At 61.3% G+C, this 20791-nt stretch carries 20 protein-coding genes and 1 CRISPR repeat array; of the genes, 12 read left to right on the top strand and 8 right to left on the bottom strand.

The window, feature by feature from the left end; all coding sequences use genetic code 11:
* Positions 1-62: 62 nt before the first annotated feature.
* Positions 63-1172 carry an alkene reductase gene (locus AB3X39_RS04485; protein WP_369416150.1) on the top strand — a complete coding sequence of 370 codons (1110 nt, stop codon included), beginning with the start codon at positions 63-65 and terminating at the stop codon, positions 1170-1172.
* Here the strand turns inward: AB3X39_RS04485 and AB3X39_RS04480 are convergent.
* The 3 genes from AB3X39_RS04480 to AB3X39_RS04470 all read right to left on the bottom strand — a co-directional run bounded on the left by AB3X39_RS04480 (position 1158) and on the right by AB3X39_RS04470 (position 6276).
* Positions 1158-2312, bottom strand: a complete 1155-nt coding sequence (locus tag AB3X39_RS04480; protein WP_369416149.1) for an alpha/beta hydrolase — start codon at positions 2310-2312, stop codon at positions 1158-1160. The two genes, AB3X39_RS04485 and AB3X39_RS04480, sit on opposite strands and share 15 nt — an antisense overlap.
* Positions 2313-2374: 62 nt before the next feature.
* Positions 2375-5113: an AAA family ATPase gene (locus tag AB3X39_RS04475; protein ID WP_369416148.1), complete on the bottom strand. Its 2739-nt coding sequence runs from the start codon at positions 5111-5113 to the stop codon at positions 2375-2377.
* A gap of 29 nt (positions 5114-5142) precedes the next feature.
* Positions 5143-6276, bottom strand: a complete 1134-nt coding sequence (locus AB3X39_RS04470; RefSeq protein WP_369416147.1) for a metallophosphoesterase family protein — start codon at positions 6274-6276, stop codon at positions 5143-5145.
* Positions 6277-6412: 136 nt separating this feature from the next.
* Between AB3X39_RS04470 and AB3X39_RS04465 the strand changes: the two genes are divergently transcribed.
* The gene (locus AB3X39_RS04465; RefSeq protein WP_369416146.1) at positions 6413-6613 is read left to right on the top strand and encodes a hypothetical protein; all 201 of its coding nucleotides are present in this window, start codon (positions 6413-6415) and stop codon (positions 6611-6613) included.
* Between the two features lie 5 nt (positions 6614-6618).
* Entirely contained in the window at positions 6619-6957 is a 339-nt protein-coding gene (locus AB3X39_RS04460; RefSeq protein WP_369416145.1) for a type II toxin-antitoxin system PemK/MazF family toxin, read from the top strand.
* Here AB3X39_RS04460 and AB3X39_RS04455 read toward each other — a convergent pair.
* Entirely contained in the window at positions 6947-7735 is a 789-nt protein-coding gene (locus tag AB3X39_RS04455; RefSeq protein WP_369416144.1) for a phosphatase PAP2 family protein, read from the bottom strand. The genes AB3X39_RS04460 and AB3X39_RS04455 overlap by 11 nt on opposite strands.
* Positions 7736-7782: 47 nt before the next feature.
* Complete coding sequence (gene selD / locus AB3X39_RS04450; RefSeq protein WP_369423303.1) at positions 7783-8865, bottom strand: selenide, water dikinase SelD; 1083 nt, start codon at positions 8863-8865, stop codon at positions 7783-7785.
* Positions 8866-8986: 121 nt separating this feature from the next.
* On the opposite strand from selD, the gene mnmH reads away from it, so the two are divergent.
* Positions 8987-10006: a tRNA 2-selenouridine(34) synthase MnmH gene (gene mnmH, locus AB3X39_RS04445; RefSeq protein WP_369416177.1), complete on the top strand. Its 1020-nt coding sequence runs from the start codon at positions 8987-8989 to the stop codon at positions 10004-10006.
* A gap of 20 nt (positions 10007-10026) precedes the next feature.
* Here the strand turns inward: mnmH and AB3X39_RS04440 are convergent, their stop codons facing one another.
* Entirely contained in the window at positions 10027-10671 is a 645-nt protein-coding gene (locus tag AB3X39_RS04440; protein WP_369416142.1) for a fibronectin type III domain-containing protein, read from the bottom strand.
* 374 nt (positions 10672-11045) lie between these two features.
* On the opposite strand from AB3X39_RS04440, the gene csx16 reads away from it, so the two are divergent.
* The 7 genes from csx16 (at position 11046) to csm6 (ending at position 17238) form a co-directional block, all read left to right on the top strand.
* Positions 11046-11348 carry a CRISPR-associated protein Csx16 gene (gene csx16 / locus AB3X39_RS04435; protein ID WP_369416141.1) on the top strand — a complete coding sequence of 101 codons (303 nt, stop codon included), beginning with the start codon at positions 11046-11048 and terminating at the stop codon, positions 11346-11348.
* Positions 11348-12478 (top strand): Card1-like endonuclease domain-containing protein, encoded by a 1131-nt coding sequence (locus AB3X39_RS04430; protein ID WP_369416140.1) that lies wholly within the window; start codon positions 11348-11350, stop codon positions 12476-12478. Before csx16 ends, AB3X39_RS04430 begins: the two co-directional genes overlap by 1 nt.
* A gap of 82 nt (positions 12479-12560) precedes the next feature.
* Positions 12561-12842: a CRISPR-associated endonuclease Cas2 gene (locus AB3X39_RS04425; protein ID WP_369416139.1), complete on the top strand. Its 282-nt coding sequence runs from the start codon at positions 12561-12563 to the stop codon at positions 12840-12842.
* A 32-nt stretch (positions 12843-12874) separates the two neighbouring features.
* Positions 12875-13900 (top strand): CRISPR-associated endonuclease Cas1, encoded by a 1026-nt coding sequence (cas1, locus tag AB3X39_RS04420; RefSeq protein ID WP_369416138.1) that lies wholly within the window; start codon positions 12875-12877, stop codon positions 13898-13900.
* Positions 13894-14706 (top strand): CRISPR-associated endonuclease Cas1, encoded by an 813-nt coding sequence (locus AB3X39_RS04415; RefSeq protein ID WP_369416137.1) that lies wholly within the window; start codon positions 13894-13896, stop codon positions 14704-14706. The genes cas1 and AB3X39_RS04415 overlap by 7 nt, the downstream gene beginning before the upstream one ends.
* Positions 14707-14718: 12 nt before the next feature.
* Positions 14719-15054 (top strand): CRISPR-associated endonuclease Cas2, encoded by a 336-nt coding sequence (gene cas2, locus AB3X39_RS04410; protein WP_369416136.1) that lies wholly within the window; start codon positions 14719-14721, stop codon positions 15052-15054.
* Between the two features lie 121 nt (positions 15055-15175).
* A CRISPR array of direct repeats spans positions 15176-15844; the repeat unit is 38 nt; unit sequence CTTCAGATACTTGCCCTGATGTCAAAGGGATTGAGACC.
* 203 nt (positions 15845-16047) lie between these two features.
* Entirely contained in the window at positions 16048-17238 is a 1191-nt protein-coding gene (gene csm6 / locus AB3X39_RS04405; RefSeq protein ID WP_369416135.1) for a CRISPR-associated ring nuclease Csm6, read from the top strand.
* Between the two features lie 17 nt (positions 17239-17255).
* Here csm6 and AB3X39_RS04400 read toward each other — a convergent pair whose 3' ends face one another.
* A complete protein-coding gene (locus AB3X39_RS04400) occupies positions 17256-17645 on the bottom strand; it encodes a type II toxin-antitoxin system HicB family antitoxin (protein WP_369416134.1) in 390 nt (129 codons plus the stop codon).
* A gap of 45 nt (positions 17646-17690) precedes the next feature.
* Positions 17691-17870: a type II toxin-antitoxin system HicA family toxin gene (locus AB3X39_RS04395; RefSeq protein ID WP_369416133.1), complete on the bottom strand. Its 180-nt coding sequence runs from the start codon at positions 17868-17870 to the stop codon at positions 17691-17693.
* A gap of 160 nt (positions 17871-18030) precedes the next feature.
* Here AB3X39_RS04395 and cas10 point away from each other — a divergent pair, with 160 nt between their 5' ends.
* Positions 18031-20790, top strand: coding sequence for a type III-A CRISPR-associated protein Cas10/Csm1 (gene cas10, locus AB3X39_RS04390; RefSeq protein ID WP_369416132.1), 2760 nt, complete (start codon positions 18031-18033; stop codon positions 20788-20790).
* Position 20791: the final 1 nt, after the last annotated feature.

The raw sequence follows: 20791 nt of genomic DNA, 5'->3' as shown, positions 1-20791 counted from the left end.
TGGCGTGAAAGGGTGGCGTGGAATGTAAGATCCTGCGCCCTGCTCAACTTCTGTACACCATGATGACTGACAAGTTGCTCTCCCCCGTTCGGCTGGGCGCCCTTGAGCTTAAAAACCGCGTCGTGATGGCCCCACTGACGCGTTGCCGTGCCATCAACCCCGGCACGGTGCCCAACGAGCTGATGGTGCGCTATTACACCCAACGTGCCAGCGCCGGGCTGATCATCAGCGAAGGCACCCTCGTTTCGCCCCAAGGCCGAGGCTATCCCTTCACCCCCGGCATTTGGTCAGAAGAACAAGTTGCCGGCTGGCGGTTGGTCACCGAGGCGGTGCACGCCCAAGGTGGCAAGATCGTTTGCCAGCTTTGGCACTGCGGCCGCTTGTCGCTGCCCCAGTATCACGATGGTCAGCCGCCGGTGTCGGCCTCAGCCATCAATCCTGAGATCAAGATGTTCAACGGCGCAGGGCTGAGCGATACCGTCACCCCGCGTGCCCTGAGCGTTGAAGACATTCAAGTTGTGGTGGCGGACTTTGGTCGGGCGGCCAAGAACGCCATCGATGCCGGTTTTGACGGTGTCGAAGTCCACTCGTCCAACGGCTACTTGTTCCATCAGTTCTTCTCGGCTTGTTCGAACACCCGCACCGACGCCTACGGCGGCTCGTTTGAGAACCGCGCACGCATCTTCTTTGACGTGCTCGACGCCATCGCCAAGGTCATGCCGTTCGATCGCGTGGGGTTCCGTTTGAATCCAATGATGAACGGCATGCACGGTATGACGGTGGACGCGGACACCGTGGCCATGTGGGAACACGTGGTGCGCGGCGCCAATCGCTACGGTTTGGCCTATCTGCACCTGACCGAGGTGATGGACCCCAAGCAGATCGAAGGCAACCTGCACGCCTTGGCCCAAGTCAGCGCCCATTTCCGCCCCATCGCCCACATGCCGCTGATCAGCAACGGCCGCTTTGATCAAGCCAAGAGCGAACAGTTCCTTGACGCCGGTCTGTGCGACGCCGTCGCCTTTGGCGTGCCATGGATCGCCAACCCCGATTTGGTCGAACGCTTTGCCCGCAAAGCGCCCCTCAACGCCGCCGATCCAAGCACGTTCTACATGGGCGGTGAAAAGGGTTACGTGGATTACCCCGCACTTGACCCCTCACTTATGGCGTAACTCACCCAGCCCACCCAGCCAATGCGGCGCGTCGGTGGCCAGCCACTCACGCGCCAAGGCATCGCCCTTCACATGCGCGTCCAGAAAAGCTGTGGTGATGCCTTGCGCAGCGGTGAGGCGCAAAGTCAAAGCACCTTCTGAAGAAACCGAAGATCGGTCAACTCGATCTTCACCCGTCTCTCTGCGGCCACGTTCATGACCACTGCTAATGCGGCGACGTTGCTTGCCGGGCGACTCGATGCTACCGGCATGATCAGAAACCTCACGCCCCTGTGCCGCTAAAGGCATGACCTTAGCATTCGCCGCTGTGCCACTGAGCCAAGGGTGGGGCAAAGACTTGAAGTTCAGCCATTGATGCTCCGTGCCTCCCAAGTGATCAAAGGGCAAGCGCCGCAGAGAAATCCCCTCAACCAGCCCCAAGGGATCGGTGTCGGTATCGCTGCTCACTGAAAGAACCGGCACTTGGATCGCCGCAAAACGCTGATGCTCGAAAGAGCCCGCGAATAAGCTCGCATAAGGGCTTAGCGCGATAGCCGCACGCAATTTGAAAGGTGCAGGCTCTGCCGCCGCCATACTCGTCCTCACCGCTTCCAAGCCGGGAATGTTTTCGCCGGCCAACGCCAAAGCGGTGTACGCCCCCAGATCAAATCCAGCCACCGCCACCCGACTCCAATCCAGTTGCACCCAATCGGACTCACCCAAAGCCGCACGGTGCTGAGCCTCACGGACCACCGCCATCAGCCGCAATAAACGGTGGCCCATGGATTCGGCGCTGTAGGCCTTCTTCACCAAAGCTGGGGATTCATCGTTCATCGGGTCGGACAGTTGAACCGATATCACAGCATACCCAGCCTGCGCCCAACCATCGCGCCAGCGTTCGCCAGCCTCGCTCGTTTCACCCAAGCTTGGCAAATACATCACCACCGGTACCGGAGCAGCCAAAACAGGCATGCCCAGTGCCACTTGCATCGACTCGCCCTGAAGCATCCAACGCTGAAGACGGGTGTGAACCACCGCTTGATCCACCGCCACGGCGGCATAACCCTTGGCGGCAAAAGCTCGGATCTCCACTTCGCTGGGCCCAGGTGGCGGCTTCGATGGCGCAGAAGCACAAGCAACCAAGCCAGCTACAACAGCCAAGCCGACGACCAGCTTTCGAAGCGGTCTATGTTGCCGGTTATCCATACATGTCGTCCTATCCATCACCAAGTCTTAGCGTCTTGAGCCACGGGCTCACCCAAGGTCCGCATCATGACCCCCATGTCCTGCCAAAGTTCGGGGTGGCAGGTAAAGAGCAGCACTTGGTGGCGGGTGGCGGCGTCACAGATCACGCTCTTCATGGCACTCAGCCGCAGCCCGTCGCAGTGCACCAGTGCGTCGTCCAAAATCAGCAAGGTGGGCCGACCGGCGCTGCGCAGCAAATCGGCGTAGGCAAAGCGGCTGATGAGTCCAAGCTGCTCGCGCGCGCCAAAACTCAGCGCGCTGAAATCCCCCGTCTCAAGCACCCCCGCCACGCTTTGGCGGCTCAGCGCACCAGGCACTAAATCTTCGGTGATATGCAAGGTGGCTTGGGGAAAGAGCAGTGGCAAGTAATGCTGCAAATGCTGTTGCAAGGGGGCTTGCAGCCGGGCCAGTGTGGCACTGCGTTGGCCCTCTAATTTTTGGCAAAGCAGATCCAAGGCCGCAGCACGGCGTTGCAGTTCGGTCTGACGCCGCTCGGCGCGCTCACATTCACCCGCCAAGGCGGCACGCGCCTCTTCCAGGCCCTGGGCGCCGGCTTGCTGCAAGGTGTTTTCCAGCACCAAGATCTGCTCGCGGCGCTGCTGTTGCTGGCGCTGCCAGTTCTCGATGCTGCGGCCAAGGCGCTCAATGTCTTGGTCCAAGATGTCGGGGCGCGCTTGGTGGATCTGAGCCTGCTCTTGCTCGATACGCAGCGCCAAGGCCCCGATCTCGGCTTCGGTGTTCAGCAAGGATTGCTGCGCTTGGCTGAGTTTCTCAGACCGACCGGACTGCTCAAGCACCACGCGGATCGCGGCCAATTCGCGCTGCGCGTCTTCAAGCCGACTTTGGAGCGCTGCTTGCTGTTGCAACACGTGGGTCTGCGCCTGACGAGCCACATCCAATTCAGCGTGGGCATGCGCTTGCCGGGACTCCGCCTCGTCCAAGGTCATGGGAGCGGCCGTTGCGGCGCAGGCCGAGCTGCTCAGGTGAAGCTCGTTCAACACAGCCTGAGCGCTTTGCAAGCGGGCCGAGGCTTGGGCTGCGACTTGGCGCAAAGCTTCCAGCCCTTGGGGGGCCACCAAGCTCAAGGCTTGCTCGGCCAAACAGCGCTGGTTCTGAAGCTCCTTGTGCTGCGCCATGCGCGTCTCAGCCGTCGGTACATCCGGCAAACCCGCGCGCTGCAAAGCCCGTTGCAACGCATCCTCAAGCTGCTCAAGCTCGCGCACGCGTTTGTCCAGATCCGTACGACCGCCGGGGCTGATGTGCAAACGGCCCACACCGGGCACATCCAGCACGGTGGGGCCGAGGAGCAAACGCTCACCGTGGTCCTTCAAAACCTCGCCCAAGCCCCCCAGCCCCCCATCGATCCCGACATCGATCCCCGGGTTCAACGCGAAGACCAAGCGGGTGGCTAGGCTTTGCTGCTGCAAGCTCAACGCACGCTGGCGGCTTTCTAGACCTTGCAGTTCTTGCAACACTTCGGGTGTGATCGCACAGGCTTCGGCTTGCACGCTAAGCGCGATCAGCCGCGCCTGCTCGCACTCAGCCCGAGCCAGATCGTGCTGGCTGCGCTCGGCGTGCACACGGGCGTCGTGCACTTGGGTTTGCCGCGACTGCAACAGGGTGCGTTGATGGGCCTGCTGCACCGCTTGGCGAGCATCCATCGCCTCAGCTTGGGCGGTATTGAAGCGCAACCGCGCATCCACCACCCGGACGCTGACGTCGTCGAGTTCTCGGCTCAAATCCAGCACATGCTGCGTGCGCTGCCGCCCAGCCTCGTCTTGTTGACCCAAGGTGGCAAGCTGGTGCTTGAGCAAACTGTGCTGCTGCACCCCTTGAGCGTGCCGGCGGCGCGCATCGATCAACTGGTTTTCGCTATTCTGCAAGGCCTGACGTTGCCGCTGACGCGCTTCAAGCTGTGTCCGCCAGGCCTGCCAAGGCCGAGCAGCCTCGTCGGCCTGATGTTGGCTGCGCCACTGAGCCAGTTGATCAACATGTTGGCGATACTGCGTGATCTGGGCGTCCAGCTCCACCAACTGGGCCTTCAACGCTTGGACCTTCTCGATGGCCTCGCTGTACGCCGCACGCGGTTTGCCCGCCGCCGTCAACAACTCCGCCCGCAGGCTGCGTAAACGCGCCAGCACCGCATCCCCACGCGTGGCGGCCAAGGATGCGGCGCTGTGAGCCGACGATCCTGGAAATCCTGGAGCTGTCTCGGCCTGCCCTTGGAGCGCGTTGTGCACATGCTCGCGGGCGTACTCCGCCGCTTTTTGCACCTCTTGCCCCGTCCCTTGCTCGACCCACAACAAGCCCGGAATACCCCAGTGCTCGCTCTTGCTGGCGCCCTTGCCGGCAAAGGCAAAGCCAAACAGCTGGGCCAGATGATCTTCAGCTTCTTGCTCCTCCAACGTCTTGGCACCCACTTGCAAGGCGCAGCGTTTCTTGACCAAAAAGCGTTTGCTGAGCCGAAAGTTCTCTCCCGCCCAAGCAAAGTCAAGTTCGATCTCCGGCACCGCAGAGCCATCGCCCCAAGGGCGCAAGTCCTCAGCCCCGCTGGAGCGAGAGCGCTCAAAAAAAGCGGCGCGGATAGCGCGCACCAACGTGCTTTTGCCCGCTTCGTTCGGGCCGCTGATGATGTTCAGGCCCGGATCGAGTCCGTTCAGCTCGAAAGGGGCCCGAAAACGGCGCACCTGGGAGACACGCAAACGGCGGATATGCATCGAAGCCTTCCATGGCTGATCGTTCATCATCACAAAGACGCCGTCTCAGCCAGCACACTCAGCAGCAAGGCCAAGGCATCCTGAGCCGTCTGCGCGCTCAGCCCCTCTTGACGTTGTGCTTCACACAACTCGGCCATCACCTCAGCAAGGTAGCCATCGGCGTGCAGAGATTCGGTGTAGGTGGCCATGTCGTCATCGCTCAGGGCCAACCGCAAAGCGCTGCGATCCACGCCCAAGTGGCGCAGGCGCGCCTCTGCTTGGTTCAGAGCGATGTTCAAGCGCGATTCACCCGCTCCATCGATGTGACCTCGGATGCTCAAATCCACCACGTCGCTCGGGCCCAAAGCCGCCAACTGCGCGATCAATGCATCCACGTCGGTCGCCACCTGTAGCACCGCTTCCAGCCGCTGCCAGTGGAACTGCGCGGTGCGCACCGGCGTGACTTGCGGCACCGCCCCAGGGACGTTCAACTCGACCAGCAAGGCCTGACCGGCATCGTTGGCCTTGAAGCGATCAGGCTCAGGCGTGCCGCTGTACCAAGTGCGCTCATCAATGCGTTTGCAACCGTGCCAATCGCCCAAGGCGAGGTAATCCAAGCGGGCACGCTCGGCCCGGTCCGGTGCCAAGGGGTTGGTTGCGTCAAAACCCTCCATCAAGAGGCCTTGCACCCCGCCGTGAGCCATGCCGACCCGCAACCAACCGTCGGGGGTTTCAGCGGTGTCAAACCAAGCGCTCAAATCACCGTAGCTGTGACGCTGCGTCAAGGGTGCTGGCAGCAGCGCCAAACCGAGCTCAGGAAAGAGCAACACCTCGGGTTTCAAGGCCAGATGCACCTTGGCCGGCACAGCACCCAAGCGCTGCGCCCGGGTCCAGACCGATTCCGCCAAGGCTGCGTCATGATTACCCGGCAGCAAGATCCACGGCCCTGCAAAGCCCGCCAGCGCATTGAACAGCCGCCGAATCGTCCGGTCCGTCACCGTCTGCGCGTCAAACACATCCCCCGCCACGATGACCATGTCCACGCTTTGCGCCGTGGCCAACGCCGCCAAGCGCTCCACCGCCTGCAAGCGCGCCTCGGCCAAAGCATGCCCGTTCTCCGGCAAGAACCGGCTCAAATAAGCGCGCCCAATCTGCCAATCAGCGCTATGCAACAGACGAACCATGAACTCCCCGTCGGTTCGAGATAGAAAAGGGCTCAAGTCTGGCACGGCTCAACGCAGATAGAACAAGATCAACGCGATATCTGCAAGACAATGCGCAGGCGATATTCATGACTGCCAATCTCAAGGAGCCGAGGCCATGCTCGCCATTGAACAAGTCCTGATCGAGAAGATCCGGCAATTACCACCGCAACGGATGGCAGAAGTCGAAGACTTCATCGACTTTCTACGTGCCCGCGACGAGAAACACCGCATCACTGAAGCAGCCGCCAAGGCCAGTGAACCCAGTTTTGCAGCGGTTTGGCTCAACGACGAAGACGCTGCCTACGATCAGTTGTGACACCGATGGCTTCTTTCTCTTTTGGCGATGTGGTTTTGGTGCCGTTCCCATTCACGGATCAATTGGGCGTCAAGAAGCGGCCTGCCGTAGTGGTTTCCAGCACCGACTACAACATCCACCGGCGCGATCTGATCATCATGGCGATCACAAGCCAAATCCGCGATCCTCTTGCTAACGGTGAGGCGTTGATCCATCACTGGCAAACAGCAGGACTGATCAAACCCTCCGTGCTCAAGCCGGTTTTCACGACCATTGAACAGCCCCTTATTCTGAGAGTCATGGGCACGTTGACTGCGGAGGACATTCAGTCCTTAAGAGCCCTCTTGGCCCAAGTCATCGGATAACCAACGCCACCCCCACCCCGCTTGGCGTGATGAGGGGCTCCAGTCTGGCATGGGTTGAGCGAGGAGAAACGTGGACGCTTTGGTGCACGCTTTGGCCGATGAGGGTGCCGACCAAGGCGCCAGCGGTCATGTCAGACACCCAGTGGTGATGGCTTTTGATGTTGGACGCCAACCCGAGCGTCATCAGGCCATAAGGCAGCCAAACGTTGTCATAGGCTTCTTGGTAGACCTTGGCCACCGCAAAGTACGTTGTGAAGTGGAACGACGGGAACGAGGTGGCGCGGGGGTCACGGTCCATCACGGGCCTATGCACATGGCCCCCATCGAGCGGGTTATCGGTGAAGGGTGGGACGGCCGGTGACTGGCCCAAGGCCGGGTTGGGCCGGTTGCGCCCGGTGATCGACTTCAACACCACCTGCGTCACCAGCACCGAATAGGCCGTGGCCTTGATCGCGGCCCAGCCGGTTTGCACCGCGCGCTCATCGTCGGCGATCAGCCCGCCCAGCAGCGTGCCGCTCATGCCCAAGACCAACCAGCCATCCGGCCCAGCGCTGATCGCCTGCGGAAAGAGCTTGGGCGGCGCGGGCAAGCTGAAGTTCGCCAAGCGCGCTTCGATTTTTTGTTGATAGGCCTGCGTCAGCGGCTTATCCGCCAGCACCAAACCGCCCACCGCCAGCGCATAGGCCGCGAAATCTTCCGGCTGATCGACGGGATAGCGCACGATCTGCCGCAGCTCGGTGGGGATGCTCTCCACCGCCTGCATCAAGCCAACATCCACGGACGATTTACCTCAGCACCGGTGAAACACCATGCCACAAAGCGCGCTCAAACAAAGCGCAGGCGTGCTGAGCCTTCAGCCCAAGAACCCATCGTGCCCATCACCGCAGCTTGCTCAAACCCGGCCGAACGGAAAGTTGCCAGCACCGTTTCAACCGCTTCTGGGGCACAGCTCACCAACAAGCCACCGCTGGTTTGTGGATCGGTCGCCATGGTGCGTTGCCAGTCAGCCGCTTGACCCTCACCGTCACCCTCAAGGCTCGGCCAATCGACTTGGCCGCCATAGCTGGCCCAGTTGCGCCCTGAAGCACCGGTGGCGATGCCTTCACGGGCAAAAGCGGCCGCACGCTCGATCAAGGGCAGGTCGGCCAGACGCACCTCAGCGCCTAGACCGGAACCCCGGCAGATTTCCAGCAAATGCCCCGCCAGCCCAAAGCCCGTCACATCGGTGATGGCATGCACCGCGTCGATGGCAGCCAAGTCCGTGCCCACGCGGTTGAGTTGCGTGGTGTGGCGGATCATCTCGGCGTAGCCCTCGGCGCCCAGCACCCCTTTTTTGAGCGCCGCCGACAGCACGCCGACCCCCAGCGGTTTGCCCAGAATCAACACATCACCCGCGCGGGCATCGGCGTTGCGCCGCACTTTGTCTGGATGCACCAGACCCAGCACCACCAAGCCGTAAATCGGCTCCAACACGTCGATGGAATGACCCCCGGCAATCGGGATGCCCGCGTCGCGGCACACGCTGGCCCCGCCTTCCAAGATCTGGCCGATCACCTCGCGCGGCAGCTTGTCGAGGGGCATGCCGACGATGGCCAGGGCCATGATCGGCCGCCCGCCCATGGCGTAGACATCGGAGATCGCGTTGGTGGCGGCAATACGGCCAAAGTCGCGAGGGTCATCGACAATCGGGGTGAAGAAATCGGTGGTCGCCACCAAGGCTTGTTCGTCGTTGAGCCGCCAGACGGCAGCGTCGTCGCTGGTTTCAATGCCCACCATCAGCTCAGGCGGCAGCAAGCCCGGCGCCGTGCGTGAGAGGATGTCGCTCAGCACGCCCGGGGCCATCTTGCAGCCGCAGCCACCACCGTGCGAGAAGCGTGTCAATTGAATCAATGCATCCATGGAGTCCATGCCTGTGTCCGTTATTTCTGAAAATCTGCCTGCGGGGCGGCCAACAGGGCTGATTGTGCCGCCTGTACCACCCGTACCGCGTCAGCACGGTCAACATAGCGGCCCGGTTGGTATCACCGAGATCGCGCACTTCGACACCATCCTCGACGCCCGCTCGCCCGCTGAGTTTGCCGAGGACCACATCCCCGGTGCCATCAACACCCCGGCACTCGATGACGAAGAGCGCCGCATCGTCGGCACCCTCTACAAACAGCAAGGCGCGTTTGAAGCCCGGCGCGTGGGCGGCGCGATGGTGGCAGCCAACTTGGCCCGGCACCTGCGTGAGCTTTGGGCCCATCAGCCGCACAGTTGGCGACCGCTGGTGTACTGCTGGCGCGGTGGTTTGCGCAGTGGCTCGATGGTGCAATGGCTGCGGTTGGTCGGTTGGGACGCCCAACAGCTTGCGGGCGGCTACAAGCGTTACCGCCAACATGTGATCGAGCAGATCGACACCCTCGCCCCGACGCTGCAACTGCGCGTGCTTTGCGGCCCGACCGGCAGCGCCAAGACCCGCTTGTTGCACGCCTTGGCTGCCAGCGGTGCCCAAATCATCGACTTGGAAGCCTTGGCGGCTCACCGGGGCTCGGTGCTGGGCAGCTTGCCGGGCGTGGATCAACCCAGCCAAAAACAGTTCGAAACCCGCTTGGCCAGCGTGCTGAGCGGTTTGGATGTGCGCCAGCCGGTGTGGATCGAAGCCGAAAGCCGCAAGATTGGCCGCATCGCCCTGCCCAATGCCATCATCAACCACCTGCGCACAAGCCCCTGCGTGCGCATCGACGCCCCCCTCGACGCCCGCCTTGACCTGCTGCTGCGCGACTACGCCAGTTTGGGCGACGACCCCCAAGCTTTGGCCGACAAACTCGCCACCCTGCACGGCCTGCAAGCCAACGACACCTTGGAGCGCTGGCGCGCTTGGGCCCTCGACCGCGACCTCGCACCGCTGTTTCAAGAACTCATGACCCTGCACTACGACCCGCTCTACGCCCGCTCCCAACCCGGCTACCTCAAGGGATGGGCCCAAGCCCAAACCATCACTGTGGAAAGATTGGACGAGGCGGGGCTGAAAGCGGCGGCAGGGGCTTTGCACCCGCTTGCCCTCTAGTTCTGCATCACCTCACCGCATCACAACACCATGATGCTGGCCGGCTCAGACCAGAGCCCGGGGCCGCCGGCGTTGATGGCGCGCACGCGGACCCAAAAGGTTTGGGCAGCGGGCAGGCCACGCAGCAGCATGTGCATGCCGCTGGTGGCGGTCAAGGCGTGGTGCCAGTGGTTTGCCACGGTAGGGTCGCCTTGTGCGATTTCGGCTTCGTAGCTGCCGGCACCGATCACGCGGTTGACGTGGACATCCACCTGCCCACCAAAAGCACCGTGCTTGAGCTTCAAGCCCTCCGGGGCTCCCAAGGGCTCGGTGAAGTCAGCCTGACCTCGCTCGCGCCGTAAATCAAACCCGGTCGATTGCAGCTTGGGAGCGTCATCGGCCGCCACAAATTCCAAGTACTGCACCAGCCTTTGCAACAAGGCCGTCAAGGCATCGCGAGCCCGGTTGCGCTCGGCGATTTTGACCATGTCATGCATCAGGCTGGCGCGATACGCCTCGCGATAAACCACCAACGCCGCCTCGATCTGCGCCAAATGTGGCGCCGGCACCGGCCATGGCTCGGGGAAATTCGGATTGGCCTTCAGCGACGCCACGATCAACCCCGCCTTGGTCTGAAAGTCCGACTCGCTCAGCCGCGCAAAGTGACAAATCAGCTTCGGTTGCATGGAGAACTCCCGTTTGAAAATGCCCCTCATTCTTGGCCCGGCCAAAGCTTGATTTCTATCCCCCAAAGTTGGGTTGACGGGGGATGCACCGCTGCACTGGGGGGCGTGCACGGGTGCCCGTGGGACCTAGCATGGGTGCAGGGTCATCCAAGCACAGGTGCACAGCGGTGCATGCACGGGTCCAAGGGGATCGGTGCATGGCTGCACCTTGGGCCATGCCCGGCTGCACGGCGGTGGGTGGACGGATGCACCGAGGTTGATGCACGGACGCATGTGGGTGGTGGCTCGGATGCACCGGGGTGAGTGCATGGGTGCATCTCAACAACGTTGCCATCCATGCTGATCTCACTCGGGCCTGAACACAATCCGCACGGATGAGCCAGACCTACTTTATTTCCCGCCATCCCGGTGCTGTGGCCTGGGCACGCGCTCAAGGCTTGCATGTAGATCACTGGGTGACGCACCTTGATGTCAGCCACATCCAGCCCGGCGACACTGTGGCCGGCACGCTACCGATTCACTTGGCGGCAGAAGTCTGCCAGCGCGGCGCACGCTACCTGCACCTGAGCCTTGATCTACCCGCGCACCTGCGCGGGGTCGAGCTCGATGCCCCCACCATGCAAACCGCTGGCGCTAGCCTGCAAGCCTTTCACATTCAACCCATGGGAGAACACTGATGAACCACCCTGTCCACGTTTGTATCGCCACCGGCCAAAACGCCGCCAACTTGATTCCGCTGGAGCAACTTGAGGCCCAAGAAGTTTGGATTTTGCAAACGCCCTCGATGCGTGACGGGGCCAAAAACCTCGAAACGGTGCTGCGTCGCGAAGGTCGGTCGGTCAAACGGCTTGATTTTGATGACAGCAGCCCACGCGCTATTGAGGACAGTGCCCAATCCGTTGCCGAACAACTGGATGGCCGCCACGTCATCCTGCACGCGACGGGGGGCACCAAGCTGATGGTGTTGGCGCTGCGCGATGGGTTGCGTTTGGTCGAAACCGGCACAGGCAAGCTCGACATCCTCTACGCCGAAACCCACAAGCAGCAGATCGACTGGCTGGGCAGTGACGCCCGCACGGAGGCGATGGCCGATGTGCTTGATCTGCGGCAGATGCTTCTGGTGCAGGGCTACCGCATCGAGGGTGACAGCCGACATGCTGAAACGCAGCAGCGTGCTTCGGCCCGTGCCGACATCACCCGTGACATGGGCGAGAACGCTGAGCGTTATGGCCGATCCTTCAGTGCGCTGGCAACGCTGGCAAGCCGTGCCGTTGAGAGCAACGATGCCCGAGATTTGACACAGTTCTTCCAGTACGCACCCGGCGGTTCTTTTGGGGCGCTGGTGCAAAAAGCCCATGACAAAGGGCTGCTTCGCTGGGATAGCGAAGACAGCATCACCTTTGCCGATAGTGATTGCGCTCGCTACTTTGCCGGGGGTTGGCTTGAGGAGTTTGTGTTTCTCAAACTCACGGGGCTGGTTAAACCAAGCCGCTTCAGCAGCAACTTGCGCATCACCTCGGCCAACAACAACGTCCCCAATGAGATCGACGCCATGCTGGTGCATCGCAACAGGGCCTTGCTGATCGAGTGCAAAACGGGCCGTCAAACCAAAGCCCAAGACGCCATCTACAAGCTCTCGCAACTGCGCCAGCAACTCGGCGGCAGTGTGGCGACGGCCCTGTACCTCAGCGCCCAACCCGTCGATGCCGCTGTTTTGCAGCGCGCTAAGGAATACAAGATCGAGGTACTTGCAGCCGCAGAGGTCAGCAAGTTGGTGGGTTTTTTGAAACAGTGGCTCAACGGCTGAGTCCGATGGAGAACGATGGAGCCGTCGGACGGCAACGTTGCCCTTTCACCGCTCTGGTGAAGATCAGCCCCACCATGCAGCCATGTCTCACCGCCACCTCTACCTCGCCGCCTACGACATCAGCGATGACACGCTGCGGGTGGGGGCGTTGCAGAAGTTGCGTGGGGTGGCAACGGGTGGGCAGAAGTCGGTGCATGAGGTTTGGCTGACCGAGGCTGAACGTCGGCGGGTGCTTGAGGACATGACGTTTTTTCTGGAGGAAGAAGACCGCTTTTTGTTGCTGCGCTTGGATGTGCGCAGCGCCACGCAAGTGATCGGGCGCGGCCAAAAGCCAGCGGACCCGGATTTTTTCTACATCGGCTGACCCCATCAGCTGATCACCCAAAGGCCCACCCCATGTCTACCCTGCTGCTTGACCGTGCCCAGCTTGAAGTCCGTAGCGAAGGCGAAGCGCTGGCGCTTTATGAAGCGGGCGAGCGCCGGGGCACAGTGCCGGTGAAGCTGCTGGAGCGCTGCATCATCCAAGGCGCACAAACCCGGCTCGACAGCGGTGTGTTGCTCAAGCTGGCCGAGGCCGGTGTGGCCACGGTGCTGCTGAGCCCACGTCTGGGCCGGCGGGTGGCGGTGATGCTGGGCGCGGGCCACAACGACGCTGCGGTGCGGCTGGCGCAGGCCCAACGTTTTAGCGATGCAGCGGGATGCTTGCAGTGGTCGTGCGCGTTGATCGAGGCCAAACTGCGTCGCCAGCGCAAGACCTTGGGGCTATGGCTGGCGGCCCGGCCCGATGCACGCAAGGCGCTGAGCGACGCCATCGCCAGCGTGGATACCGCCTTGCAAAGCGTGGCGGCGTTGGCGGGCACTCAAGACAACAACCTCCAAGATCCCCGCAGCGCCTTGGCGGCTTTGTTGGGCGTAGAAGGTGCCGCAGCACGGGCGCACTTCAGCGGCTTGGCAGCGGTGGTGCCGCCCTCGCTTGGGTTTGAAGGCCGCAATCGTCGCCCGCCGCGTGATCCCGTCAACGCCTGCCTCTCGCTGGGCTACACCCTGCTGCACGTTGAAGCGGTGCAGGCCGCACACAGCACAGGGCTGGACCCGATGCTCGGTTTTTATCACCGGCCCAGTTTTGGGCGCGAGTCGCTGGCCAGCGATTTGATTGAGCCGCTGCGGGCCAGCGTGGATGCGTGGGTGTGGTCACTGGTGCGAGACCGCAGTTTGCGGGCCGAGCATTTCACCTTTGACAAAGGGGGCCAAGGGGCTTGCTTGCTGGGCAAAGCGGGGCGAGCCGTGTTTTATGCCAGTTGGGCGCGCGAGGTCAAACCGCTGCGCCGTTGGTTGCGCCGCACCACAGCAGCGCTGGCCCGCACGCTGCGCGACGAAGGAGCCTTGTCGTTTAGCCAAGACACAGAGGACGAATCATGCTGAAAACCCGCAACGCGGCCCAAGCCGTCCGATCTGCCCAAGCCACGCGCAGCTGCGATGCACGCACGCTCTACTTGGCCCCCACCACGCCACTGCGAGTCAGTTCGACCGGCGAGGCCCTGGTGGTGAGCCAGCCCGATGGCCGGGTGATGCGCTTGCCGGTGGCCCGTGTGTTGCGCGTGGTCTGTGCCGATAGCACCGAGTGGAGTGGTGCAGCACTGAGCTTGTGCCTGCAACGCGGCATCAGCATCACTTGGCTCAACCACCAAGGCGAGGCCGAGGGCCATTTGTGGCCGTGTTCACAGCGGCGCGTGGCGCTGGATGACGCGCTCGACATCCTTGCCGCCGACTCGCCCGATTGGTCGGCGCACTACACCAACTGGTTGCGCCATCAACGCCAAGGTGTGCTTAAGCGCTGGAGCGCCCAGCGCAGCGCTGCTGGTCAGCCCGTGGCGGTGGGCGAATGGGAGCGCGCCAAGCAGAGCTATGTGTACCGCGCCGAGATCGGGGTGCATCTGCCCTTGCCGCTGCACGGCATGGCGGCCGCCTTGGTGGCCTCAAGGCTTAACGAGAGCGGTTTGCAGCCGCACTACTGGTGTACGGTGGGCGAGCCCGTGGCTTTGGCGGCCGACTTGACGGCGCTGGTCTGGGCCGAGATGAACCTGTGTACCGGCACCTTGGCCGACGCCATCGAGCAACCCGCCGAGACCGCCACGCTCTTTGAGCGCTGGAGCTTGACTTGCGCCGGCATCATTCACGAGCACTTGGCCCACCTGCACGGCCAAGCGCTGCGGGCGCTGGCGTCCTGAGAGCCGCCCACCATGAGCCTGCACGAAGCCGCCCGCTGGATCGTCACCTACGACATCACCGAGCCCAAGCGCGGTGTGCGGGTGCATCGCTTGTTAAAAAAGCGCGGCATCCCACTGCAATACAGCGTCTTTCTGGTCGAAGCGTCATCGGCCCAAATGCACGCCCTGATGCGCGAACTTGAAGCCCTGATCGCCAAACAAGCCGACGACGTGCGCGCCTACCGCCTGCCCGCCAACCCCCAATTCGACCAACTCGGCCCCAGCATGCTGCCCGACGACATGCTCTTTACCGCCCACCCCGCCCCCACCATCCGCATCCTTCACCGCCGCCCCAAAGAACTGACGTAAACTCGCCCACGGTCTTTAAAAACCCATCCAGCCCCACCCACCATCAGCTCCACCACCCCATGCATTTCCCGTCAACCCCCCCGCCAAGTCCTTGTCCCACCAAGCAAATTTCGACACTGGCCTTCAGATACTTGCCCTGATGTCAAAGGGATTGAGACCACGTGCAAGCCATCCTCCAAACCTCGTTGCCAACTTCAGATACTTGCCCTGATGTCAAAGGGATTGAGACCCATCAAAAAACTGGGCACGGAAGGTACCGTCCTTCAGATACTTGCCCTGATGTCAAAGGGATTGAGACCCGGCTGGCGTCTTGACGCCGATTGAGTATTTGCTTCAGATACTTGCCCTGATGTCAAAGGGATTGAGACCCCAGACGCTTCAGGACTATGCATGCCCAGATTCTTCAGATACTTGCCCTGATGTCAAAGGGATTGAGACGGTGATCTTGATGGGCTTGGTGGTCATGATGATCTTCAGATACTTGCCCTGATGTCAAAGGGATTGAGACCTGTTGCCGTGACTATATTATGCAGCTTGTGCCTTCAGATACTTGCCCTGATGTCAAAGGGATTGAGACCCTCCCGCATTGGGAGGGCATCAAACGTGAGGGCCTTCAGATACTTGCCCTGATGTCAAAGGGATTGAGACCCTCCCGCATTGGGAGGGCATCAAACGTGAGGGCCTTCAGATACTTGCCCTGATGTCAAAGGGATTGAGACTGGTCGGGATCATGCCCAAAACTGCTTCCACCACTTCAGATACTTGCCCTGATGTCAAAGGGATTGAGACTCACCCAAATTAGCGAAAGCAGGAAAGTAATATCTTCAGATATTTGCCCTGACTAAAAGGGCATGAATATCAAGATGGCTATTGAGCGATGTGGCCCATACAGCCCTCACCCCAACCCCTCTCCCGCAGTGCGGGCGAGGGGCTGGGGGTGAGGGCTTGGAGTCCTTCGACTAAGCTCAGGGCGAACGGATCAGGAGTGATTGGATGTCAGACAAAATCACAGCAAATGCTTCTTCGGGGCGGCGGGTGTTGGTGTGCGTTTCAGGGATGTCGCCGGCCATCGTGACGGAGACGCTTTATGCGTTGGTCACGCAGCAACAAGACGCACCGTTCGTACCCGATGAAATCCATGTGATCACCACGGTGGACGGCAAAGAAAAGATCGTGCGCGAGTTGTTGGCGGCAGAAAGCGGGATGTTTCACCGCTTCATGCGCGACCACCTGCCTGAGCTGCCCGCCACGGCGGTGCGCTTTGACGAAAGCACGGTGCATGTGATCAGCCAAACGGCGAAAGCTGGCAAAGCAGGCAAGGCGCTCAGCGACATCACCACCGATGACGACAACCGCGCTGCGGCCGACACGATCTATAGCGTGCTGCGCAAGCTCAAAAGCGTGCCGAACACAAGGCTGCATGCCTCGGTCGCCGGGGGGCGCAAGAGCATGAGCTTTTACATGGGCCACGCGTTCTCGCTGGTGGCCGAGGCGGGGGACCGGCTCTCGCATGTGCTGGTCAACGAGCCCTTTGAGAACCCAGCGCTCAAGTTTTACTTCCCGCCACGCCAAGGGCAAAGCTACCGCTGGCAAGAGCGCGACGGCACCGAACGCAGCGCCCATTCTGATCAAGCCGTCATCCGGCTGGCCGAGCTGAGCGTGCTGCGGCTTGGCGGTTTGCTGGCCGAAGGCCTGCCCCCCAAAGCGCTCAACAACTTTGATTTCACCGTCCAACTCGCCCAAGCCGCCATCCAAGCGCCGCCCGTGCGCGTGGTGTGGGAAAAGGAGGAAGGCCGCCTAGAGATTTTGGGCGAGGTGATCAAACTCCAACCCCAGCAGTTCTTGGTCTTTGCCCTCTACGCCATGGCCTGCAAACACCAAACCGAACTGCCCAACGGCGCGGCCCTCATCCGTAATGATGTGCATAAGAGCGACTTGCTGGAACAGATGCTCGATCAGAAGACCATAAGCGCGATCACCTTCAAGTCCACCCGCTCCAAGATCCAACAAGCCATCACCCAAACCCTCGGCCGCGCCGTGGCCCGCCACTTCCAGATCGAAGCCGTCGGCATCCGCCAAACCAATCAAGAACGCCCCACCATGCTCCACCTACCCCCCGACACCATCACCTTGGTGGGTATGGATGCTTGGTGGCCGAAGCTGCGGGCGGCGTTGAGGGGGTAGATGGAGTGAGAGAGGCCTCAGGTATGCATTGCTTGTTGCGCAGCTTGAGCCAGAAAACCCGAACGGGTCATGTGGTGCGCCTGAGCCCAAGCGTCGATCTGATGCACAAGATGGGCCGGTAAGCTCACATTGAGCCGCACTGGACGGGTATCAATGCGACTCAAGTCCACCTCAGCCAGCATCCAGACACCCCCCTCATAGTGCGCATCACGCAGCAACTGCTCCAGCGGCGTCGGTGCCGGAACCGTCTCTGGTTCACCATAGAAATGCGCTTGAACCGCCTCTTGAATAGCTGCTGGCAGCTCGACCCACGCATCCGCTGCCGCAAAGCAACCGGGGAAATCGGGAAACGTCACCCCATGCGCGTGATCAGCGTCACCCACATGAACGTAAACGGGATAGAGCATGGTGAATCCTCTGAGTCAAAAATCTTGATCGAACGGGCCTCGGCTTCAAAGGCCAGCTTGTTTAAGAATGCTGCGCACTGTCGGCAATAGCAGATCCTTCTTCGGATGAGGCACCGTCACCTTGCCAAGTTTGGTCGGGTGCTTGAACTGATGGTGAGACCCCACCACGTGGACCAAATACCACCCGTCATCTTTGAGCATTCTGATGATGTCTGCGCTTTTCATCGCGTCAAATATACACACTAATACACACGGCAGCGAATCAGTCGGTTTGACACTGCGACAACAGATGGATCGTCAGTGCAGCTTGGCAACGTTGCCGTGCTGATTTTTGAGGGTCGTTCTGGTGAACAATGGCTCCCGCTGTCAACACGCGAGTCTGTCCATGAAAGAACATCCCCTTCACGCGCCAACCACCCGGGTTGCGCTGGCTGCTTATCTGCACGATCTGGGCAAGCTGGCCGAGCGGGCCGTGGTTTATGCGGGTGATGCTCGGCTTGATGCCCACCTGACGCTCTACTGCCCGTTTCACAAAGAAGGCGGCTGGCATAGCCACCGGCATGCTGCGCATACCGCCTTGGCTTTTGACACCATTGAGCCGTGGTTGCCACGTGTACTGACGGGCGAGAGTTCACCCTTTGTCGGTCGGCGTTACGCCACAGACCCGTCAAACCCAACACAAGATGCTCTAGAAGCGACGGATTCGCTGGTCAATGCCGCTGCGGCCCATCACAAACCCGATACGTTTTTGCAGTGGATCATTGCCACGGCCGACCGAGTGGCCTCGGGCTTTGAGCGCGAAGAATTCGAGACCTATAACCACGGTAAAGACGAAACCCGCTCTGGGCTGGATCACTACAGCGCCCGCCAGATCACGCTGTTTGAGCAAATCCGTCTCGATGGCAGCGAACCTGCTGAGAACGCTTTGCAATGGCGCTACCCCCTGAAACCCCTTTCACCCGCCAGCTTATTTCCGCAAAAGGCCGATCAATGCGAAAGCCGTGATCGCAAGGCGTCTCAAGCCGAGTACGCCAAGGTTTGGTCGTGGTTTTTGCGCGGGCTGGAAGATATTCCCGCCGCCCATCGCCAGCAAGCCTCGCTGTGGTTTGATCATTTCGACAGCCTATGGATGACGGCCACCCACGTCATTCCGGCGGCCACCGCCTTCAACGTTAAACCCGAGGTCTCGCTTTACGACCACTCGCGCACAGCCGCTGCGCTGGCTGCGGCCCTGTGGCGCTGGCATGAGGCGGCTGGTCAGACCGATGCTGCGGCGGCCCAGCGTCTGCGTGAGCGGCGCGACTTTGGCGAACAGAAGTTCTTGTTGATCCAAGGCGACTTCTTCGGCATCCAAGATTTCATCTTTGCCAGCGGGGGTGACAGCCGCAAACACGCGGCCAAACTGCTGCGCGGACGCTCGTTCCAGGTATCGCTCTTCACCGAAGTTGCCGCGCTGCGTATCCTCGACGCGCTCGGTCTGCCCGCCACCAGCCAAGTCATCAACGCCGCGGGTAAGTTCCTGATCGTCGCACCGCATACACCTGAGGTCATTGCCGTGCTGCATGAGCTGCGCGGTGAATTTGATGCCTGGTTTCTTGAGCACACCTTCGGCTTGGCCGGTATGGGTCTGGCATGGGAGGCCGCTTCTTGCAACGACTTCCTGCTCACCCACAAAAGCAGCCCGACAACCGAGAGAGGCTTTGCCGCCCTGCGCACCCGGCTGGTCGCACAGCTTGATCGCGCCAAACATGCGCGCTTTGACCTGTGTCGGCAGGGTGCGCAGGTGTTTGCGCAGGCCGATTACCGGGATGGCCCTTGCGCCTACAACGGCCGTCTGCCGGCAGATCGACTCGCAGATCGGGCCGCCCATGGCGATAACAACAAGCCAAGCTGCGCGCTATCCCGCGATCAGATCGCTATCGGTACCGCACTGGTCAAACGTTTCGAGCGGCTGTTGATCGTGCGCGAAACCGAGGCTGATCAGCTGTTCAACGGTGGCAACTTGCAGCAGCTTGAACTGCCGTTGTTTGGCTACCGACTAGCGTTCACTGCCCATGAGGACGCCAGCGGCCGATTCGGCGAATTGGCGACCAGCGGCCTGCTGCGGCGCTGCTTCGATTTCTCGCTCCCAAGCGCTGACGATACGCAGGGCATCGTCCCGCTCTGGCACGGCTACGCACGGCGCTTTATCAGCGGCTATGTTCCGCGTGCCAGTGGACACGAGAGCCGTGTCCGTGGCCGCTTTGTCGGTGTCGCACAGGATGATTTTCCCGAAGCGGGTGATCTGCTCCCATTTGACTTGCTTGCCAGCGAAGATCGCCAGCTCGATGCGCAAAGCAGCCACTGGCAAGGTATCGCCGCCTTGGGCGTGCTCAAAGGTGACATCGACAACCTCGGCGAGCTGTTTCGCGTCGGTTTGCAAAAACCAACCTTTGCCAAGCACGCCGCGCTGTCACGCCAAGTCAACAGCTTCTTTGCCATCTACCTGCCTTGGCTACTGGCCCGCGAGTTTCCGAAGGTCTACACCGTGTTTGCTGGGGGCGATGATTTCTTCCTGATCGGCCCATGGCGCACGGTGCAACGGCTCGCTTGGCGCATGCGCTGCGAGTTTCATCGCTACGTGGCCGAGAACACCAACCTGCACTTTTCAGCAGGCATCGCCACCCAGAAACCGGGTGCCCCCGTGCATGTGTTGGCCGAACTGGCCGAAGACGCTCTTGAGCAAGCCAAGAAATGCATCGAGCCCGGCGGCAGCAAGGCAGAGCCGGTCAAAAACGCCGTCACCTGCTTTGGTCAGACCATGTCGTGGACGCAATGGCCACATTTGGAAGGTTCGCTTGAACGGCTCAACACCCTGCGGGCCGGCATGAACCTCAGCACGGCCTACGTCTATGGCCTATTGCAGTTTGTGGATATGCGCGAGCAGGAAGCTAACGGTGAACCTGAAGCGGCCATGTGGCGTGCCCGCTTCAAGTACCGCACGCGGCGCTTCGTCGTGGATCGCATCCGGGGCTTGGACGAAGTCACGCGCCAGCGCCACTTCACCACCTTGGCCATCGACATCGGTGACAAGGGCATCAACCAGCTCGGGGCGAGCTACCGGGTCGCCCTCTTCAATCACCTCTACCAATTCCGTGACCGTTAAG

It is taken from the genome of Leptothrix ochracea (assembly GCF_041083635.1).
Taxonomy (GTDB): Bacteria; Pseudomonadota; Gammaproteobacteria; order Burkholderiales; family Burkholderiaceae_C; genus Sphaerotilus; species Sphaerotilus ochraceus.
Note: the sequence above shows the minus strand (reverse complement) of the source record. Positions and strands in the feature narration are given on the sequence as shown.

What these genes read in the sequence shown, in the direction of transcription:
- AB3X39_RS04485 (WP_369416150.1), top strand. Translation starts at nt 63, where the DNA reads ATGACTGACAAGTTGCTCTCCCCCGTTCGGCTGGGCGCCCTTGAGCTT.
- AB3X39_RS04475 (WP_369416148.1), bottom strand. Translation starts at nt 5,113, where the DNA reads ATGCATATCCGCCGTTTGCGTGTCTCCCAGGTGCGCCGTTTTCGGGCC.
- AB3X39_RS04470 (WP_369416147.1), bottom strand. Translation starts at nt 6,276, where the DNA reads ATGGTTCGTCTGTTGCATAGCGCTGATTGGCAGATTGGGCGCGCTTAT.
- AB3X39_RS04465 (WP_369416146.1), top strand. Translation starts at nt 6,413, where the DNA reads ATGCTCGCCATTGAACAAGTCCTGATCGAGAAGATCCGGCAATTACCA.
- AB3X39_RS04460 (WP_369416145.1), top strand. Translation starts at nt 6,619, where the DNA reads ATGGCTTCTTTCTCTTTTGGCGATGTGGTTTTGGTGCCGTTCCCATTC.
- selD (WP_369423303.1), bottom strand. Translation starts at nt 8,865, where the DNA reads ATGGACTCCATGGATGCATTGATTCAATTGACACGCTTCTCGCACGGT.
- AB3X39_RS04440 (WP_369416142.1), bottom strand. Translation starts at nt 10,671, where the DNA reads ATGCAACCGAAGCTGATTTGTCACTTTGCGCGGCTGAGCGAGTCGGAC.
- csx16 (WP_369416141.1), top strand. Translation starts at nt 11,046, where the DNA reads ATGAGCCAGACCTACTTTATTTCCCGCCATCCCGGTGCTGTGGCCTGG.
- AB3X39_RS04430 (WP_369416140.1), top strand. Translation starts at nt 11,348, where the DNA reads ATGAACCACCCTGTCCACGTTTGTATCGCCACCGGCCAAAACGCCGCC.
- AB3X39_RS04425 (WP_369416139.1), top strand. Translation starts at nt 12,561, where the DNA reads ATGTCTCACCGCCACCTCTACCTCGCCGCCTACGACATCAGCGATGAC.
- cas1 (WP_369416138.1), top strand. Translation starts at nt 12,875, where the DNA reads ATGTCTACCCTGCTGCTTGACCGTGCCCAGCTTGAAGTCCGTAGCGAA.
- AB3X39_RS04415 (WP_369416137.1), top strand. Translation starts at nt 13,894, where the DNA reads ATGCTGAAAACCCGCAACGCGGCCCAAGCCGTCCGATCTGCCCAAGCC.
- cas2 (WP_369416136.1), top strand. Translation starts at nt 14,719, where the DNA reads ATGAGCCTGCACGAAGCCGCCCGCTGGATCGTCACCTACGACATCACC.
- csm6 (WP_369416135.1), top strand. Translation starts at nt 16,048, where the DNA reads ATGTCAGACAAAATCACAGCAAATGCTTCTTCGGGGCGGCGGGTGTTG.
- AB3X39_RS04400 (WP_369416134.1), bottom strand. Translation starts at nt 17,645, where the DNA reads ATGCTCTATCCCGTTTACGTTCATGTGGGTGACGCTGATCACGCGCAT.
- AB3X39_RS04395 (WP_369416133.1), bottom strand. Translation starts at nt 17,870, where the DNA reads ATGAAAAGCGCAGACATCATCAGAATGCTCAAAGATGACGGGTGGTAT.
- cas10 (WP_369416132.1), top strand. Translation starts at nt 18,031, where the DNA reads ATGAAAGAACATCCCCTTCACGCGCCAACCACCCGGGTTGCGCTGGCT.